Here is an 18,329-nt window from a genome sequence, read left to right as displayed (position 1 = left end):
AAAAGCAAGGAGCGCGGGGCGGTCGCCCGGCGCCAGGCGGCGGGCCGCGTTCAGGCCGACCGTGCGCGGGCCTTCAACAGCGCCTTGATCTCGTAGGCGCGCGCCTCGGTCAGCGGATACTTCACCATCAGCCACACGCTGATCAGGCAGAGCGCCGGCGGCAGGCCAATCTCCCACGCCCGCAGCCAGAAGAGCGTGGCCGCGCTCTGCGCGTTCGCGCCCTCGACGAAGCCCGTCAGCCGCTGGAGGTAACCGCTGAGGACGGTGGCGATCGACACCGCCACCTTCCACCACCAGTTGTACACGGCAAAATAGATGCCCTCGCGCCGGCAGCCGCTCGCGAGTTCGTCCTCGTCACAGATGTCGGCAATCATCGCGTTCACCAGCGAGAACGCGATGACCATGCCCAGCGAAAGGCAGACGGTCGGGATGAGCGTGAGGAACGGATACGTGGGGCTGTAGCAGACAATCTTGGACAGGTTGCCGACCACGATGATGAGCAGCGCCGCCATGACGGTGTGGCGCTTGCCGTACCGCTTCGAAAGCCAGGTCATCGGGAAGGCGCCGAGGATGCCGACGATCGCCCAGAGCGTGCCATTGTAGGCCATGATCTTCGAGGCGTTGTCGGTGTTGCCGCCGAAGATGTAGAAAATCGTGATGTAGTTATTGAACCCCATCACCAGCTGGAAGGCCACGATGAGGAGCACGAAGGCGGAGACCAGGCGCACGAACGTCCGGTTGCGGTAGGTGGTCTTGAAGCCCTGGAGGATCGGGATGCGGGGCTGGGTGCTGGCCTGCTTCAGCTTGCCCTCCTTGCAGATGAAGGCGCACGCCAGCGCCGCCGCGGTCAGGATCACCGCCATGCCCAGGCAGACCCATTTGATGCCGTTGACGGTGTCGCCGTGAAAGACCGGCCGGTTGGCCAGAAAGTACACCCACGGCAGCGTGAGCGCGCCGACGTTCCCGATGAAACTGGCGTACGCGAAGATCGTGGTCTTCTCGTGGTAATCGTCGGTCATCTCCATCCCCAGCGCCCCGTGGGGAATGGCGTAGATTGGGACCACCGTGTAGAAGAAGAGCGACGTCACGACGAAGTAGCCGAACATCCACTCCTTGCTCCAGTCCCGCGGCACCGTCCACAGCAGCGCAAACGCAATGCCGATCAGCACGCCGCCCACGACGAGGAACGGAATCCGGCGCCCGTAGCGCGTGCGCGCGTTGTCGGACATGTTCCCGAGGAACGGATCGATGATCGCATCCCACAGCCGCGGGAAGGCCTGGGCCCAACCGATCCAGATCGCGCTTACGCCGAGGCCGACGATGTACACGAGGTTCGTCAGCTGGACGACGGAGTTGACGGCCACGATCGTCACCACGGCACCGAGGCCGTAGGCAATCTTCTGGCGCGTGGGCACGCGGTCCTCGGGCGCCGTGACGTGGACGGGATGGCGGATCATGGGCGGGGGGCGGCGCGGAAGGTTGAGGGGCTCAGAGTTCGATCTCCATCCGGTTTCGCTCGCCCGCGAGCAGGTCCGCAATGACCGCGCGGCTGACGCCCAGGCCGCCGATCCGATACGGATTGGCCTCCCGGCGGGTGTCGGCGACGAGTTGGCCGTTGATGCGCAAGGCGGTCGGACCGGAGGTGCGTGCCCGCACGTGGTACTGAATCTCCACCGGATGGCCGTCGAGGACCACCTCGATCACGAGGCCGTCGAGCTGGTGTGGCAGCACGGGGTCGAAGACCAGGTCGCCGTACGACTCGCGGAGGCCGAGCAGCCCGGTCCGGAGCTTGTGGAGGTAGAGCCCGGGCCCGCTCGAGTACAGGCGCCAGCCGCCCTTCACCCCGATGCGCCCGGTGCGAACTTCCGACCAACGCGCGGCAGCCTGGAGACGATCCGGGAAGTCGGCGTCGGAGCTGGAGAAATAGACATTGCTCTGCCGCGGCAGCGCATTCGGGACGACCTCGGAGAGGCCGACCGGGTTTACGACCTGCAGCGCGGTCCAAAGCCGATCGGCATCGCCGATGCGCGCAAGGGCCTCGGCATAGCGCAGGTGGGCGTGCACGTACTGCAGGCCGATTTCACGGCCGACATTGGCGGCGGTATTCGCCCGCTTGAAGAGGGTCTCGAGACCGCCGTGGTAAACCGCGGGCTCGCTCATCAGCCGCACCCCGTCGGGTGAGCGCAACTCACGTTCGACGATCGCCAGGTGACGCTGCGCCTGCTCGGGCGTGAACAGGCCCGCGAGAATCGAGCGGGTCATCGGCAGGAGGCGGTAGCGAATCCCGGTCACGCGATCCGACGGGTGCAGCAACGGACGCGAGGAGCCGTCGGCCTCGGTCAGCAGGAAGCCGGCAACGATCGCGTCCGGCATGAGCCGAGCGTTAAAGTCGGCCCGCATGCGCACCAGCAGATCCTGGAGGCGGGCGGCGCGATCGCCATGGCCCGCGCGGCGGCACACCTCAGCAAGCTGGCCAAACGCGTGATAGGCCAACCCGACCGTCCACGCGCTGACCAGCCGCGTCCGCAGGCTCGGATCGGCGGGCTGGAGCGTGTCATCCCAGTCGCCATCGCCGTAATTGACCAGCGCGGTGCCGGGCAGGAAGCGGGCGACACAGTGGTCGATCACGTGATCACAGTGGCGCCACAACGATTCGGCGGGACCACCCACCACGAATCCGGCCGGATCCGTATAGCCGACGGCGTGATCGAGGAACGCGAGATCATTGCTGGCTTCGACGTAATCGCAGAGCGCCTTGACCGGCCAGAAGCAGACGTCGCCGTGGCTGTGCGCCTGCTGGATTGGCCGGTACGGGTCGTGCATGAACCACTGCGGCCATGCGCCAGCGACCTCGCCCGAGCCGGGCCGGTATTGTTGCGCGAAAACCGCCAGCAGCGTCCGGCGAACCACGTCGTGCCGGCCGAGCGTCAGCAGCCACTCGATCGAGCCCTGGCAGACGTCCCGGACGCCCCAGGCGGCGCCCCCGCACTGTTCGAGTCCGTGCGGTGCAGAAAAATGAATGGCGGCGTTGTGGTTGAACCACGGCACCACGTCGTTCACGCGCCCCACCCCGGCATCGGCGTGGGGGCGGAGGCGGAGACTCGCCGTGACAAGCCGGGCCCGGTGGCCGGCGGCGAACTCCGCGCGCGCCGCGGCGACCGCCGCAGGCAGCGCGTCGGGCCCGCCCTGCGACCCGAGCAGAATCACGCCACAGGCGCGCACCGGCTTGGTCTGGAGGACGGCGTACGGTCCGGGCGCGAAGCCCGTCGTCGCATAGAGCGGCTCATCCCCGGTGAACCGCACGACGTCGGCGGGATCACTGGCGGCAATGGCAAAGGCAAGGGATGCCTCGTGGGTACCGACGAGGGTCTCGGCGCCAGGGCGCACCGCGATCCATCCCGGCCCGGGCTGCCAGGCGACCAAGGGCGCGTGATCGAACTCAACGGCATCGGCCACGAGCGTGTGGGACACGAGAAACTCAACGGGCGGGCCGGCGAGCACGCGCAACGAGAGCAGGGAGGCCGGCTGGTCCGGCGGGCACCAGACCACCGCCTCGAGCTCGGTGCCATCAGGCAGCAGGTACACCCAGTGCACCTCACCGGGAGCCAGGGCGAAGACAGAGGGCACGCCGAGCTGCTGCCAGCCGCGGTCATGGCGGACGAAGATGCGCTGGCCACTCGCCCGCGCGACATTGAGCGCGCTGCGCACGACCGGCAGCAGCCGGCCGAAGCTCGGGTTACCCATGTACGCCTGCGCCGCGAAGATGCCGGCGGCGTAGCAGGTGACGCCAAACTGGGCGTCATCGATCCAGGAACCGTCGCCGGAGCGCAGGATATGCCCATGCGGCCGGGCGATGGCGGACTCCTTGGCGCGCGTGACCACGTGCGTGTCCGCACCGGTGAAGAAAGACTGAACCACGCCTTGGGCGTCAGTCTCGACATGGCGGCGCTCGCGGGGGAAAAGGCGGTCCAAATCAGCCGCAACGGGATCGCGGCCATGCAGCCACGGCGCGGTGAGAAAGAGGGACGACGGCTTGGCGTCGGGCGTGACCGCGACGGCCTGGGCGGCCCAGGAGACGGGCAGCAACGCGCGGACCGCGTCGAGGTCGGCCGGACCGGAAGCGCCAGGGTGATCCTCGAGATAGCGCCCGACGAAGACGATCTCGGCCGCCCCGCCGGGCGGGAGCGTGAGGGGCCGGCTCTGGAGGCCGGCCAACGCCGCCTCATACTGCACCCGGACCGACGGCAGTTGCACCGTACGCAGCGCGGCGGGCTCACCGGTCAGGCGGTGATCGGCCCCGAAAAACTGCCAGCCGTCCGTGCAGTACGAATCGGCGCCGCTGAGGCACGCGGTGGCCAGCCACGGATGGCGCCCCCCGGCCGCGGGCTGGTTCTGCCGCGCGAGCACGGTCCAGCCGAGCGTGTCGTCCCGCACCGGCAGCAGGTCGATGTATTGGGAAACGTAGGCCTCGTTGTTACGCACGGCGCCCTCGTCGGCGAGGCCGAGGTCCTGGGCCAGGAGCACGTCGCACGTGCCGGGGCTCCGGCCCGTGTTCGTGATCCGAATGCGCCACGCCCAGGCGGTTTGCTGCGGGTGCAGCGAGAAAGTGGTGGTCGCGGCGAAGCCGCCAACCGGAGCGGCGGTCCAGGCCGCCGCGTGCGCATCGGCCGCGAACGGCAGGCCCGCGCCGACGAGGCGAGTGGATCCGGCCACGCCGCCCGCGGCGTCACGAACGCGGAGAAACAACCGGAGCAGCCCGTCCTCCGCGGGCCCCGGGATCAACTGGTTGAGGAGCGTCGCGCCGTGCCGCAGGGCAAACAGCGCCCCGGTCGGCAGGAACTGGGCCTGCAGCGGGGTCGCGTTGCGCACGGCGACGAGGCCGAAACCGGCCGCGGCCGGGAGGGCACGCCACGCGGAGGCGGACGAGAGGGACGACGCGGAAGAGGAACGCTCCATCGGAAGGGCAGAAGAGGGCCACCGGCGGCGCAAGGAACTCCGCCGCCGGTGGCCGTTGCTTCAGTAACAGCTTAGAACGTGAACCGAGCCGAGAAGCGGAACGTACGCGGCGCGGGGAGCATGTACCCGGAGGCAATGTTGCGACCGGTGTTCGGATCCATCCAGCCCCAGTGATAACCGGTCACAATCGGATCGGTGTCATCGAGGACGTTGTCGATGTTGAGGGCGAAGCGGACCGGGATGTGCCGGAGCTTCGTCTCATAGGCCAGGACGAGGCTCGTGGAGGTGCGCGCGTCGGCGTAGTACTTGAACTTCGGCTGGCCGTCAGGTGCACCGAAGTCGCCGACGTACTGCTGGCCCGTACGGGCGACGCCGCCGCCGATCGAGAAGCCGCGGAGCGCGTTGTCGGTGAACGTGTAGTTCACGAACACGCTCGCGGTGTAGTCGACCAGGCCGGTCTTGGTCTTGCCGGCCGCGTTCTGATTGAGGGTGTTGAGCGCGCTCTGGAGCTGGCTCTTGAGGTTCGTCGCCGGGGTGCTGGTACCACCCGTGGCCGTGTTCCAGGTAGCAAGGTTGGCGGCGTAGTAGGCACGCTGACCGGCGAGGGCCTCCTGGATCTGGGAGTCGGGCTTTCCGTACGTGGCGCTGAGCCGGATGTTCTTCGTCGGGTTGGCGGTCAGGTCGATCTCGTAGCCCTTGACCTTGAGCGCCTCGGTATCGTCGTACGAAAGCTGCGTGCGCTTCGTGTCGTAGCTCTGGCCGAGCGCGTCGTAGTAGTTCTTCCACATGCCGGCGAAGTCGATCTTCGTCGTGGTGATGCGGCCGGTGGATTCGCTGTCGTAGCGGGAGAGCGAGGCGTAGTACTTGCCGTCGTCCGTCGAGATACGGATGCCGTATTCGAAGCTCTTGCCCTCAGCGGGACCGAAGGGCGTGCCCGAGAGGCTGAGGTTCTTGCCCGGCCCGATGGGGTCGAAGTTCTTCGCGTAGTTGGCGAAGAGGCCGAACCACTTGAAGTAGTAGATGGCGCCGGCCGAGTAGGTCGTGCCGCTGGCGCCGTCCTCGACGCGAGAGCGGCTGTGGGCCTGGACCTTGTTGTGGTCGTAGTTGTCGTGGCGCAGGCCGGCGAGGATCGAGAGCTTGTCGTTCCAGAGGCGGGTGTGTGACGCGAGCGAGGCGCTCTTCAGCTTGTAGGTCTCGTCGAAGTCGAACCAGTCGCTCGACCACGGGACGTAGGCGACGACCTTGCCGTTGACGACATCGGGGATGTTCATCTCGGCGTTGGGTTGGTCGAAATAGAGCCGGCCCCAGATCATATTCTGCGCGGCGTCGTTGTTCCCGGTGTTGACGAGCTCAGCCATGTACTGGCGGGCGTACCAGGTGATGCGCTGCTGGCCGGCGGCGCCGGTGAAGAGCTGCTTGAGCGGGATGCCGAGGACGTCGGCGGTGAAGTGATAGTTCAGCTGGGCGCGGATCTCGGTGACCGTGCGGTTCTGCTGCTGCTGGCTCAGGAAGAAGTCGGCGAACGGCTTGCCGTAGTTGGGATTGGCGGTGCCGTCGGGCAGCTGCTTGTTGAGATCGAGGAAGATGTTGCTGGCGCCCTCGTAGTCCTTGGCGTTCTGCTTCGACTCGTAGCGGTAGAACGCGACCTCGGCATCGAGATTGTCGGAGAACGAGTGATCGAGGTAGGCGGTGGCGTTGGTGTACTGCGGCTTGGAGATGCCATTGCCGTAGGTGAACTCACGCTCCGGGAGCACCGGGACCTTGGCCGTGGAGTAATTCTTGCCGCCATTCATCCAGGAATAGAGCGGCTTGAACTCCTTCGGGTAGTAGCCGGCGTACGGCGCGGCGGGGATGCCGTCGGGATCGATGCCGGCGGAGATGGTGCCGCCGTTCCAGTTCATGATGCCCTTCGAGGCGAGGCCCGGGATCCACACGTTGTAGTTGGCGGTCCACCAGCCGGCGGACTGCGAGGCGCGGGTGCCGGTGCCGGTCGGCGCGGCGCCCCAGGTGGCCGAGTTGGCGGAGCCGTCCCAGGCCGACATGCCGTCGCCATAGGTGCTCGAGATGAGGGTGTTCTTGGCCTTGTAGCCCTCGACCTCGACGCGGGCGGACGTGCGCTCGGTGAACTTGTAGAGCATGGCGATGTCGATCGCCTGCGCGTCGTTCTTGTCGTTGTTCCGCCAGCCGCGGTTGCGGTCGTACAGCGCGTTGATGCGCGTGGCGAACTTGTCGGTCAGGCGGCGGTTGAAGTCCGCCTCGAAACGGGCGCTGCCGTTGCTGTCGAAGGTCACCGTCGGGGTGAGAAAATTCTTATCGAGACGCGGGATCTTCGTGTAGGTGCTCAACACGCCACCGACGGTACCGACGCCGTAGAGGATGGAGTTGGGACCGCGGTCGAACTCGATGCGGTCGAGGTTATAGGTGTCCGCGACGTTGTAGAACGTGAAGTAGTTGCGGCCCGGGCCGGCACCACCCTGCAGCGACTGGCCGGCGCCGCGGAAGTTGTAGTCCCAGGCGTTGAAGGGATTCGCGAGCTGCTTGCCCGCCAGATAGTCGCTCGGAACGACATTGGGCGACCAGCGGAGCGCATCGCGGACGTTGGTGATGGCCACGTCGTCGATGAAGGCCCGGGTGATGGACGACATCGACGAAGGCGTGAGCTTCACCGGGGTATTGGTCCGACCGCCGGCGAGCGCGTCGACAGCGATGTAGCCATTATCCCGGTCCGTGTTGACGATGAACGGGGTCAGCCGGACGAGCTCATCATTGTCGGCGCCGGTCGCGGTTGGCGGCGGAGTCGTGCTCTGGGCGAGCAGGGAGGCCGGGAGGCCAAGCGTCAGCCCGAAGGCTAGCGCGAACTTGGGGGGTAGCATGTGTTTCATAGCGCGTTGGTTTGACGGTGCGGGGTGCGGGCGCGGGAACAGTTCTCTGACTAAGGGGTGGAGGTGAGCCGCGGGAGCGGGCGTGTCACTCGAGTCGCAGATTGCCGAGGAAGACCTGGCCATCGACGCGGCGCTGGTAGCACCAGTTGAGTTTCAGGGCGGGCTGCCACTCGCGGTTGCCCTCGAGCATCACTGCCGGGGAGACGCCGATCTCGAGACCGACGCGCGGCGTCACCTGAATGCTGCTCCACGGCACGACGGCATCGACCGAATAGCCCTGGGCCGTCGGCTTGATCGTCGCGCGGCCGTCCTTCTGGTGAAACCACTCCCGATAGCGGCCATCGGACGTGAAGTAGAACTGGTAGTCGTCCGAGCCCAGCCAGAGCAGGCCGTTGCGGGTGACATCGAGGAAGAGTTCGACGAAGCGATTGGCCTCCGGCGGGAGCGTGTAGCCGGTGACGGCATCGGTCACCTCGACGTGCAGGTGGAGCGCATCCGCATCCCACGTGAACGCGAAACGCATCGAGATGGGCGGATCACCCGGACGGACGTCGGCGCCGGAGTCCTTGTACTCAAGGCCGGCGACTTCGTGCCAGTCCCACTGCTCGCGCGGAACCGAGGTGGCGACGGCGCGCGCCTGGCGCGTGTGGAGGGGCTGCTCGGGGCCGTTGAGCTCGAAACGGGAAGTGAGCGACGTCTTCCGGCCGAAGGGGGCCTCCGCAAACTCGGGCAACGCGGCGCGACCGGAGATCACGAGCGGATCCTCCTGGAACCACTCGCGGGTGCAGTCCGGCACGAGGACGTTGGCGACCGAAATGAGGAAGGCGGCGCGCGCGGCGACCGGCGCCTGCGTCTGCCAATTGTCCGGGAGCGGCTGGAGCTTGAGCCGTTCGACGGACTCGGCCGGGAACCGGTCGAGGAGCAGCGCGTTGGTGAGCACATCATGCCGCGGCGGCGGCTGCGGCCCCTCGGTGTCGGCGATGAAGGTGGCGTAAGCCAGCTGGCTGGCGGAGGCACCCGTGATGATGGCGTGCTCGTCGAGCCAGAGGCCCGGGATGAACTGGTCGGCCGTGCGCGACGGCGCGAGCGTGTGGATCGGGCCGACCTTGACGGCCTCGCGGCGCAGCGTGGACCACACGGTCGAAGCTTCGCCGGCCACGGCGATCTGGAGGAAGGCGGTCAGCCGGCTGGCAGAGCCGAGTTGGTTTTCCTGGAGCGTGACCTTGCGCCAATCGATCGCCTTGAGCTTGGTCGAGGCCTCGGTCTCGAGCGCGGGCAACGCCCGGCGCAGCGTGATGAGCGCAGCGGCGTACTGGCCCACGGCCGGATCGGCGGTCGGGGCGGGAACAGCCGCGAGGAAAGCGTGGGTGCGGGCGAGGGTCTCATCGGTGCTCAGGAGACCGAGCGCATGAGCGGCGAGGATGGCGGTGAGCTGCAGGCCGGCGGTTTCGGGGGCCGGTGGGAGGTCGGCGACGGAGAGCCAGGCATCGCGCCCAAGCGCGCGCACGAAGCGGGAGTTGTCGAGGGAGAGCAGCCGGTTCTTGGAGACGAGGCCGGCCTTGCGCATCGCCTTCTGCACCTCGGGCGCCTGCATGAAGAGGGCCCAGATGAGCCCGCTGCGGGCGTTTTCGGCCTGGACGAGGGTAATGCCCTGGTCGATGCCGATGACATCGGGGTTCACCCAACCGGTCTGCGGATTGAAGGCGTCGACGAAACCATACCGTTGCCAGATCTTGTCGCCGTACACCGCGCGCATGTGGCGCAGCGTGAGGAGGGTTTCGTAAGGGGCGAAAGGCACGGAGCCGGCGGCGGCACAGGGCACGATGGTGCCGTCGAGCGCATTGAGCTGAAGGGTGCGCGGCGGGCCGCCCCAGGCCTTGTAGCCGGTGGCGGAATCCGACGCCGTGATGCCCCAGAGACGCTCGCTCCAACTGGGATACTCGCGCCGCAGGTCGATGCAGAACTGGCGCTGGGCGAGGGTGGCGAGGACCGAGTTCTGGTAGTAGTCGGCGAAGGCGTCGCGGCGGTCACGGAAATCCGCATACGAGTGCGTGAACTGGTGCACAAACAGCGGCGCCTGCTGGATGTAGTGATAACCGGCGTACGAGCCGACCGGGACGCGCGACCAGGCGCGCCAGTAGCGGGCGTCGAGCCCGTGCTCCGGCGCGCCGAGCGCGAGGAAGCTCATCATCAGGTGCTCCGAGTAGTTCATCCAGCGATACCGCGAGAAGCCGGTCTCGGGATGCCAGCTGAGCGACACGATCTCGCCGTCGTTCTGGAACCACTTCCAATCCATGTCGGTGTACAGCTGGTTCACCAGGCGCGTGATCTCGGGATCCTGAAAGTACTCCCGGGCCACGATGGCGCCGGCGAGAAACAGGGCGGAGTCGATGGACGACAGCTCGCACTTCCAGGTGCGTTCGCCGGTGTCCATTTCCATGAAGTGATAGAAGAACCCGTGCTCGCGCTGCGCCTTGGTGGCGAGGAAGCGCAGGGAACTGCGGACGCGTTCGAGGGCCTCGGTGCGTCCGACCCAGCCGCGGTGCGTGGCGATGACCCAGCCGCTCAGGGCGAAACCGGACGCGGAGATGCTGGCCTTGCCCTCGCTGGGCGAACCGTCCGCGCGGGCGCGGTCGCGGATCAGGCCGGTCACAGGATGGCTCTGTTCGTCAAAGAAGCGAAAGGCGGCGCGCTGCATGTCGTCGAGCAGGGCGTCGTCCTCGGCGCCGAGTAGCGCGGCAGCCCGGGCGCCCGGCCAGGGCGCCGGTGCGAGCGGCGCAGCGACCGCCGAGGGCAAAGCGCCAAGCGTCAGCATCGCGAGCACGCGGAAAGACCACGCGGCGACGATCGCACGCCAGCGGAAGACGGAGGAGGGATGAACTGCGACCGAGACCACGGGAGGAGGAACCTTGGGTTGGGGGACGAGGAGAATGGGCGGCGATGGGGCGCCGGCCCAGTGGCGGGGGAACGGCGCGAACAATTCATGACAACGTTTGCAGAGCAACAAAAATCTCTCCCAGGCTTATCCTCTCCTCTGTGATCCTCAGGGCAGGCGACGGGACGATAGGCCCGTGCAAACGTTTGCTAGATCTCGAAACAGCCGGCTCAGGCGCCGCCGAGGTACGGTTGGGTGGATTCGCGGATGACGAGTGCAGCCGGCAGATCGTTGTGAATCGCCCGCTGCGTCTTGGGGTTTGAATTCACGGCTTCGACCAGCAGCCCGACCGCCCGTTCCGCAAGGTCGGACAGGGGCTGGCGGATGGTCGTGAGCGCCGGTCGGGAGGCGGTGGCCCAGAGGCCATCGTCGAAGCCGACGATGGAGATATCGTCGGGACAGCGAATCCCGCTGGCCGCGGCCGCGCTGAGTGCCCCGAAGGCGATCTCGTCGCTTGCACAGCAGATGGCGGTGGGCCGTTCGGGGGATTGAAGCAGCTGCGCCAGCCCGGCATGGCCGGTGTCGGAGGTGAAGGCCCCCTCGTAGATCCACTCCGGGCGGGGCAATGCACCGCTCCGCTCCAGCACGCTCAGGTAGCCCAGGCGGCGTTCGTGGGCATCGCGCGACGAGTCGGGGCCGAGGATGAGGCCGATGCGGCGGTGCCCAAGCTGCAGCAGGAGGCTGGCGGCCGAGTTGGCGCCGTTGACGTTATCGACCCCGACCACGGGCACGCCCAATTCCTCGGCCGCGACATCGGCGGGAAGCGCGGACTTCGTCATGACGAACGGTCGGCGATACCCCTTCAGCTGGCGCACATCCTCCCGGGACAGCGGTTCGGCGAGGTAAATGATGCCCGAGGTATCCATGCTGAGGTGCTGCATGGCCTCGCGGAAACCGGCCCCGGGGGGACGGCGGAGCGTGCTGATGTGCACATCCCACCCGCGGGCGGCGGCGGCGTGCAGCGTCCCGGACAAGAACCGCCCGTAGTACTCCGAAAAGAAGATGTTTTCATCGAGCGGCACCACGACGGTGAGCGTGGCATTGACGCCCTTGCGCATCATGCGCGCCCCGGGATGCGGGGAGTAGTTCTGCTGCTCGGCGAGGTCGATGACCTGTTTGCGAACGTCCTCGCGGACGAGGTGGGCGGTTTCCGGCCGCAGGGCACGGGAAACGGTGGAGGCCGAGACGCCGAGCTTTTGCGCGATCTGCACAATCCCGGCGCGGGAGGCTCGGGAGTATTGGGCGCGCGGCGACATACGGCTAAGAAAACGTTTGCAGGCCCGGTGTGACGCAGGAGCGCGGGCGCCGCAAGAACTGGTTTTGTCACCGCCCCTGAATTGCCGTGGTCCCCTGCCCTGCCCCCTACGGGCGACATCGGTCGGCGGCAGCCGGCGCTTGGCATTGGCGGAGTTGTGGGTTCAGTGCCGCCTCGCCGTGACCCCACGCGCGGACGTCCCAAGCCCAGCCCTCATCCCACATGCCGATAGTTTCAAAGGTCACCCGTGCTCAGATCGTGGCGCGCGGACTCACCAACCGCTGCCCGAACTGCGGCGCGCGCACGCTCTTCAAGGAGGGCACCCTGTTTCAGGTAAACAAGGAGTGTCCGGCGTGCGGGATGCCGATCGAGCGAGGCACCGACGAGGGGTTCTACCTTGGGTCGTTGTCGCTCAACTACGGAGTCACGCTCGTATGCTTCCTCCTGCCGATCGCCCTGCTGGCGTATCATGGGGTGATGGCGACGCGCACGGCGGTCATCGTGGCGCTCGCCGGCGCCGTGATCGTGCCCGCGCTGCTTTACCGGCCATCGCGGAGTTGGTGGCTGATGAACTACTACTTCTTTTTGCCCGGCCACCTGCCGGCAAACGGCGGCAAAGCCAACGCGTCGACGGAACCGCTCTGACCGCGCAGACCGGCACGGCCGTCAGCCACGGCGCAATAGGGCTTCGAGCTGATCCGTCGCCTGTCCCCACCCGGAGAGGAATCCCATCTGCTCGTGCTTTTCGCGATCGGCGGCGCTCCAGTGAAAGATCCGGGCCGTGTAGTCGGTCCCGCCATCGGGTGTCGGCGTGAGCGTGAGATCGATCGTGAGAAATGGCTTCTCTGCGGGTACCCAGGCGCGGACATAGGCGTCGGTGAGGACGAGCCGACGGTTGGGCACCACCTCGAGGTACACGCCCAGGTTGGGAAACTCATTGCCATCCGGACCGCGCATCACGATCCGCGATGCGCCGCCGGGGCGCACGTCGAGCTCCGCAACCGGCGTCGTCCAGGGACGGGGCGTAAACCATTCACGAACCAGTTCGGGCCGCGTCCATGCGGCGTAAATTCTCTCGGGCGGAGCGGAGAGGTGCCGGTGAAAGACCAGTTCGCGGTCGGAGTCTGGTGTCGGCGTGGCCGGTGATGCCGGAATTTCGGTGAGGGTGCTCATGGGGAGGCAGAAGTGAACTCCGTTGAGGTTCATCTCCTCTACGAGCGACACGCGGGCGTCCGGACACAGGGGATACAAGGACCGGGGCCGCGCACGTTTTCGCCCCCTTTCGACGGGGCGTGAAAGGACTACCCGCCTCACCAGGGCTCCTGGCCGGGCATCCTTTTCAGGCGATCGTGTCAAGGGCCGTGCCGACCACTCCATCGCCCTCGCCGCGGGCGGCAGCGGCCGTCGCCTCATCGGTTTGGGGCGCGTTCGCGGAGGACTGAGCGGCGGCGGTCACCTTGGCCATCTCGCTCATCTGCTTTTGCTGCTGCAAGGCCTGCAACTGAGCCTGAAGGGCGGCAAGTTGCGCCTGGTACAACTCGACCATCTCCAGCGCGGAGCTATCCGTGCTGGCACTGGCCTCCGCGATCTTTTCGGTCAGTTGGGAAATCTGGCGCTGCAGCCGAGTGATCTGCGCGTCGATATTGCCGTTCGACTGAACCTGATTGCCGGAGGAACTGGAGACCGAGGAGACATTCATGGTTTGGGAGCACGTCCGAATCGGTAGTCGAACCGAAACGCGCTGGATGTGAACATAATCGGCACAAACTCCGATCTACTCGAACCCGCTCGTCCCGTTGAACCGGCGCTCCACCCCAAAATCCACTGCCTTTCTCCCCGGCCCGCCCGCCGCGTGACGCCCGCGTCCGAAACGCGGGCGCCCCCGACGCGAGCGGGCGATTGGGTTTCAAGCGGGCCAGCGGACGCCCGGTCGAACGGTTCGTCCTGTTTGATCAGACGGAATCCATTACGCCACTCGTCCTGCTTCCAGAAGAAGACCAGGTAGGCCCAGACCAAATGGTGGTTCCTGACCTCCTAGACAAATCAGCGTATAAGGAGCTACGGCTCTTCCTGCTGCGGCTGGAGGAAGCAACCCGCAGGCCGATCGTCTTGCGCAACCGTTGAGCGGTTGCGCGGCTCCTTGCCGCCAGAACCAGCGCGCCCCCACGCACGGCCCCTCGCGCCGGCGCTGGTGGCGCCGACGCGAGGGTGAGCGGCGACCGACTCAGCGGACGGTGCGGAGCTGGACGCTGTCGACCAGACGGTCCTGCGCCAGGATGTCGGTCGCGATCACGATCCGATCGCCCGCGCTGACGCGACCCTCGCGCCGGAGGACGCTAATCGCGTTTTCGATGGTCTCGTTCGGCTCGGAGGCCAGCGGCATCAGGAAAGGCTCGACGGCGCGGAGTAGGCGAAGCTGGCGATACACCTCGATCGACGGCGTGAACGCCAGGATCGGCGAGTGGGTGGGGCGCAGGAGCGCGAGGCCCTGGGCCATGAAGCCGTGGCGGGTAAACGTGAGCAGCTTGGCATGCGGCAGCTCGTTGGCGAGGACCACGGCCGAGTGCAGCACCTTCATGCGTTCGCCGGTGAAGTTGGCGGCGAGACGGCGGTCCTTGCCATCCTCCTGCTCGATGCGACGGGCGATCGTATCCAGCATCTTGACGCACTCGATCGGGTACTTGCCGATCGTGGTCTCGCCCGAAAGCATCACGCAGTCGGCCTGCTCGAACACCGCGTTGGCGACGTCGGTGATTTCGGCGCGCGTGGGCACCGGCTGGGTGATCATCGATTCGAGCATGTGCGTCGCGATGATGACCGGGCGGCCCTGCGCGAGGCAGGCGTTGACCGCGCGACGCTGGATGACCGGGAGCTCCTCGAACGGGCACTCGATGCCGAGGTCGCCCCGGGCAACCATCAGGCCGTCGCACGCCTGGACGATTTCCGCGAGGTTCGCGATGGCGGACTGGTCCTCGATCTTGGCGATGATGCGGACCTTCGACTTCTTCTCGGCGAGAAAGGCGCGGAGCAGCTCGATGTCGGCGGCTTCACGGACGAAGGAGAGCGCGAGAAAATCAATCCCCTCCTCGATGCCGACCGTGGAGTCCGCGCGGTCTTTTTCCGTGAAGGAGGGCAGGTTCACCTTCACGCCAGGAAGGTTGATATGCCGGCGCGACTTGAGCTCGCCCGGGATGAGGACGCGGCACCGAATGCGCGCCTCGTCCTTGGCGAGCACCTCGAGGCGGAGCAGGCCGTTGTCGACAAGCACGGTGTCGCCGACGGTGATGTCCTTGACGAGATCCTTGTAGTTAACGTCGACGGACCGAACCTCCTCGGAGCCCTGGCCACCGGGTTTGACGGTGAAGTCGAAAATCTCGCCGGCCTTCAGCTCCATTGGCGTGGCGACGTCGCCGGTGCGGATCTCCGGCCCCTTGATGTCCATCATGATGGCAACGTCGCGGCCAATACGCTGGCTGACGGCCCGGATGCGGCGGATCACGCCGCGGGTCCAGTCGTGCTTCGCGTGCGCCATGTTGAGACGAATGACGTCCGCCCCAGAGCGGATCAGCTGCTCAAGCATCTCTTCGCTCTCGGTGGCGGGCCCGAGAGTGCAGATGATCTTGGTACGACGGAAGGTGTCAGTGGTGTTCATTGAACGCCTGCTAGGTGCAATAACCCCCGGGCGAGGGCAAGCGTTCGCGGGACCGGTTAATGCGTATGACGGGAACGCCGATTGCGATGGCATTGCGGCCGAAGGGCGGGGCGCGGCGGTGGACGCCGGAGCTCAGATCCCAAGGCGAGTGGCGGATTTTCCGTGCGAGTTATGACAATTCCGCTACAACCCCCACCCTCATGAGTTCCTCACCAGCCGCCGCGGCCAGTACCCCCGAACCGAGACAGTTGCCTCACGGCTTCCGGCCGAGGCGCGGTTTGAACTGGGCGACGGTGGGGTTCATGTACACGAGCTACTACTTCTGCCGGTACAATTTCGCATACGCGAACAAGGCGATCAAAGACGAGTTCGGGTTCACGAACTCGGACATGGGCACGATCCTGATGTGGCAGTTTATCGCCTATGGCTGCGGGCAGATGCTGAACGGGTTGCTGACTGACCGGTTGGGTGGAAAGCGAGCGATGCTGATCGGCGCGGTCGGCACGATCGTGGCGAACGTGCTGTTCGGCGTAGCGTCCTTCTGGGGCATGCTCGGATTGTTCACGCTGCTGTGGGGCGTGAACGGCTACGTGCAATCGTTCGGTGCGCCCGGATTCATCAAGATCAACAGCGCTTGGTTCAGCGAGAAGCAGCGCGGGACGTTTGCGGGCATCTTCGGATTCATGATCAACCTTGGGCGGCTGGCGGCGAACAAGCTGCTGCCGCTGCTCCTCGTGGGATTCGCGATTTTCGGCATGATCCACGTGCCCGCGCAGCACTGGCGCTGGCTGTTCTGGATCCCGGCCATTATCACCAGCTTGGTCGCCATCATTTTCGCGCTGGTGGTGAAGGACACGCCGGAAGAGGCCGGCTACCGCGATGTTTTCAAGGGCGAGGCGGACCACGCCGACACCGATGTGCGGGCGCAGCTTGGCGTCGTTTTTCGTCACATTGCGGGCAATCCGATGGTTTGGGTGATCGCGGCCGCCTATGCGTGCACCGGCGCGGTCCGCCAAGCCGTCGACCAATGGTTCCCCGTGTATTTTCAGGAAGTGCACCACCTGAAGATGACAGGGACCCAGTTTCAATGGCTGGGCTATATGATTCCGCTGGTGGCCTCCTGTGGCTCGTTCGTGTCGGGATGGGTTTCGGACCGCTTCTTCCAGTCACGCCGCGCGCCGGTGGCGATGTGCATCTATATGATCGAGATCATGGTCATCCTCGCGGCGACGCAGGTGCACACGGTGAACTGGGCGATTCTGTTCTTCGTGATGGTCTCCTTCACGGTGAATTCGACGCATTCCCTGCTCGGGCCGGCGGCGGCGATGGATATCGGTGGCCGCAAGATGGCGGCCTTCGCCTCGGGTTGCATCGATGCGTTTCAATATTTCGGGGCGGCACTCGGCATGAAGATCCTGGGCTACGTCCTGGATAACCACGGTTGGGGCTACTACTTTTACTATATGGTCCCGTTTGGCGTGGTGGGAGCAATCCTCATGTACTCCATCTCCCACCGGAAGAGTCTGAAGAAAGACGCTCACTAAGCCGTAACGGCAGGAGAAGGAGTTCCGCCGGCGACGGACGCAGTTCGATACTGCGTCCGTTCCTGAACCATACGGCCGCCGCGCAGACGGGCGTCACTGAAGGACGCACTCGCTCCGGCAAAGCTTTGCATTGGCGGCGGGAAGAGTGGCGCGCACAATAGCGCATGACCTCGAGCTCGAGCATGCCCGGCTTGCCATCCACGTTGCGGATCGCGGAGGCGGATCTCTCATCACCCAAGGACCAGGCGGCAGTGCTGGTGCTGATCGACGAATACGCCCGCGACCCGTTCGGCGGAGGCGAATCACTCGGAGCGGACGTTCGAAATCGGCTGATCTCCGGGCTGCAGCGCCATCCCACGACGTTGATCTTAATCGGCTGGTGCGAGACCCGGCCGGTTGCGATCGCGGTATGTTTTGGCGGCTTCTCAACCTTTGCGGCAAGACCGCTGCTGAACATTCACGACTTCATGGTTGTAAAGGAGTACCGAGGCCTCGGCGTAGGTCGGCAGATGCTCCAGGCGGTGGAGGCGAAAGCTAGGGAATTGGGTTGCTGCAAACTCACGCTCGAAGTGCTGGACCGGAACGATCGCGCGATGCGCACGTACCGCGCCGCGGGATTTGGCCGGTATGTACTTCAGGACGACGCTGGAGCGGCACTTTTCCTGGTAAAACCATTGGAGTAAGCAGACTGCACAGGTTTCGCGGCCATGATTGCCCCACTGCTCGCCGCTCCTTTCATCGTCTCACATTTCGTCCGGGACACCTAGGTCCGGCCCCGAGGCGACAACTGGCATCCACGAGTAACCGGGCGATGTGCGACCGGTCGTCCGGGTGACCTGGCAGCCTGCCGTTTCGTTGCGCCTCACCTTGAAAGGTCGCCCTAGCGACGAATCAACGGTCACCATCCAGGTCTCGTGTTGGGGGCCATCAATAGGCACAGTCGGAACGTCGTCAGTCGCACGCTTGCGTGAATCTCACAGCTACCGCCAGATCAAGCCACGACAAGAAGGCATTTCAGCGGACGCATCCCTTCGACATGATGGTAAGCGTTCAACTTGGGCGTGGTGACGGGGCGATTCGTACCGGCTAGACTCGGGGGATGGCA

Annotated in this window: 11 protein-coding genes; 3 read left to right on the top strand and 8 right to left on the bottom strand. The window is 66.0% G+C overall.

Annotated elements, in window-relative coordinates; all coding sequences use genetic code 11:
• Positions 1-50: 50 nt before the first annotated feature.
• From DB354_RS13045 to DB354_RS13025, 5 genes are all read right to left on the bottom strand, one after another.
• Positions 51-1,457: an MFS transporter gene (locus tag DB354_RS13045; protein WP_107836083.1), complete on the bottom strand. Its 1,407-nt coding sequence runs from the start codon at positions 1,455-1,457 to the stop codon at positions 51-53.
• 31 nt (positions 1,458-1,488) lie between these two features.
• Positions 1,489-4,956 (bottom strand): hypothetical protein, encoded by a 3,468-nt coding sequence (locus tag DB354_RS13040; protein ID WP_107836082.1) that lies wholly within the window; start codon positions 4,954-4,956, stop codon positions 1,489-1,491.
• A 71-nt stretch (positions 4,957-5,027) separates the two neighbouring features.
• Positions 5,028-7,829, bottom strand: a complete 2,802-nt coding sequence (locus DB354_RS13035; RefSeq protein ID WP_158277517.1) for a TonB-dependent receptor plug domain-containing protein — start codon at positions 7,827-7,829, stop codon at positions 5,028-5,030.
• Between the two features lie 94 nt (positions 7,830-7,923).
• Positions 7,924-10,734, bottom strand: a complete 2,811-nt coding sequence (locus DB354_RS13030; RefSeq protein WP_107836080.1) for a glucoamylase family protein — start codon at positions 10,732-10,734, stop codon at positions 7,924-7,926.
• Between the two features lie 209 nt (positions 10,735-10,943).
• Entirely contained in the window at positions 10,944-12,029 is a 1,086-nt protein-coding gene (locus DB354_RS13025) for a LacI family DNA-binding transcriptional regulator (protein WP_107836079.1), read from the bottom strand.
• 221 nt (positions 12,030-12,250) lie between these two features.
• On the opposite strand from DB354_RS13025, the gene DB354_RS13020 reads away from it, so the two are divergent.
• Entirely contained in the window at positions 12,251-12,673 is a 423-nt protein-coding gene (locus DB354_RS13020) for a DUF983 domain-containing protein (protein WP_107836078.1), read from the top strand.
• Between the two features lie 21 nt (positions 12,674-12,694).
• Here DB354_RS13020 and DB354_RS13015 read toward each other — a convergent pair whose 3' ends face one another.
• The 3 genes from DB354_RS13015 to pyk all read right to left on the bottom strand — a co-directional run bounded on the left by DB354_RS13015 (position 12,695) and on the right by pyk (position 15,680).
• Positions 12,695-13,201 (bottom strand): SRPBCC family protein, encoded by a 507-nt coding sequence (locus DB354_RS13015; RefSeq protein WP_107836077.1) that lies wholly within the window; start codon positions 13,199-13,201, stop codon positions 12,695-12,697.
• Between the two features lie 166 nt (positions 13,202-13,367).
• A complete protein-coding gene (locus DB354_RS13010) occupies positions 13,368-13,727 on the bottom strand; it encodes a FlxA-like family protein (RefSeq protein WP_107836076.1) in 360 nt (119 codons plus the stop codon).
• A gap of 525 nt (positions 13,728-14,252) precedes the next feature.
• Positions 14,253-15,680, bottom strand: coding sequence for a pyruvate kinase (gene pyk, locus DB354_RS13005; protein ID WP_107836075.1), 1,428 nt, complete (start codon positions 15,678-15,680; stop codon positions 14,253-14,255).
• A 200-nt stretch (positions 15,681-15,880) separates the two neighbouring features.
• Here pyk and DB354_RS13000 point away from each other — a divergent pair, with 200 nt between their 5' ends.
• Together DB354_RS13000 and DB354_RS12995 are read left to right on the top strand one after the other, a co-directional pair.
• Entirely contained in the window at positions 15,881-17,224 is a 1,344-nt protein-coding gene (locus tag DB354_RS13000) for an MFS transporter (RefSeq protein WP_107836074.1), read from the top strand.
• Positions 17,225-17,388: 164 nt separating this feature from the next.
• Positions 17,389-17,907 (top strand): GNAT family N-acetyltransferase, encoded by a 519-nt coding sequence (locus DB354_RS12995; protein ID WP_199226851.1) that lies wholly within the window; start codon positions 17,389-17,391, stop codon positions 17,905-17,907.
• The last annotated feature ends 422 nt before the right edge of the window (positions 17,908-18,329 follow it).

It is taken from the genome of Opitutus sp. ER46, from assembly GCF_003054705.1.
Classification (GTDB): domain Bacteria; phylum Verrucomicrobiota; class Verrucomicrobiia; order Opitutales; family Opitutaceae; genus ER46.
This window is presented reverse-complemented; position numbering and strand designations above follow the sequence as displayed.

Bases quoted from the DNA above. Each gene is read 5' to 3' on its own strand.
- DB354_RS13045 (WP_107836083.1), bottom strand. From the start codon at position 1,457: ATGATCCGCCATCCCGTCCACGTCACGGCGCCCGAGGACCGCGTGCCC.
- DB354_RS13040 (WP_107836082.1), bottom strand. From the start codon at position 4,956: ATGGAGCGTTCCTCTTCCGCGTCGTCCCTCTCGTCCGCCTCCGCGTGG.
- DB354_RS13035 (WP_158277517.1), bottom strand. From the start codon at position 7,829: ATGCTACCCCCCAAGTTCGCGCTAGCCTTCGGGCTGACGCTTGGCCTC.
- DB354_RS13025 (WP_107836079.1), bottom strand. From the start codon at position 12,029: ATGTCGCCGCGCGCCCAATACTCCCGAGCCTCCCGCGCCGGGATTGTG.
- DB354_RS13020 (WP_107836078.1), top strand. From the start codon at position 12,251: ATGCCGATAGTTTCAAAGGTCACCCGTGCTCAGATCGTGGCGCGCGGA.
- DB354_RS13015 (WP_107836077.1), bottom strand. From the start codon at position 13,201: ATGAGCACCCTCACCGAAATTCCGGCATCACCGGCCACGCCGACACCA.
- DB354_RS13010 (WP_107836076.1), bottom strand. From the start codon at position 13,727: ATGAATGTCTCCTCGGTCTCCAGTTCCTCCGGCAATCAGGTTCAGTCG.
- pyk (WP_107836075.1), bottom strand. From the start codon at position 15,680: ATGAACACCACTGACACCTTCCGTCGTACCAAGATCATCTGCACTCTC.
- DB354_RS13000 (WP_107836074.1), top strand. From the start codon at position 15,881: ATGAGTTCCTCACCAGCCGCCGCGGCCAGTACCCCCGAACCGAGACAG.
- DB354_RS12995 (WP_199226851.1), top strand. From the start codon at position 17,389: ATGACCTCGAGCTCGAGCATGCCCGGCTTGCCATCCACGTTGCGGATC.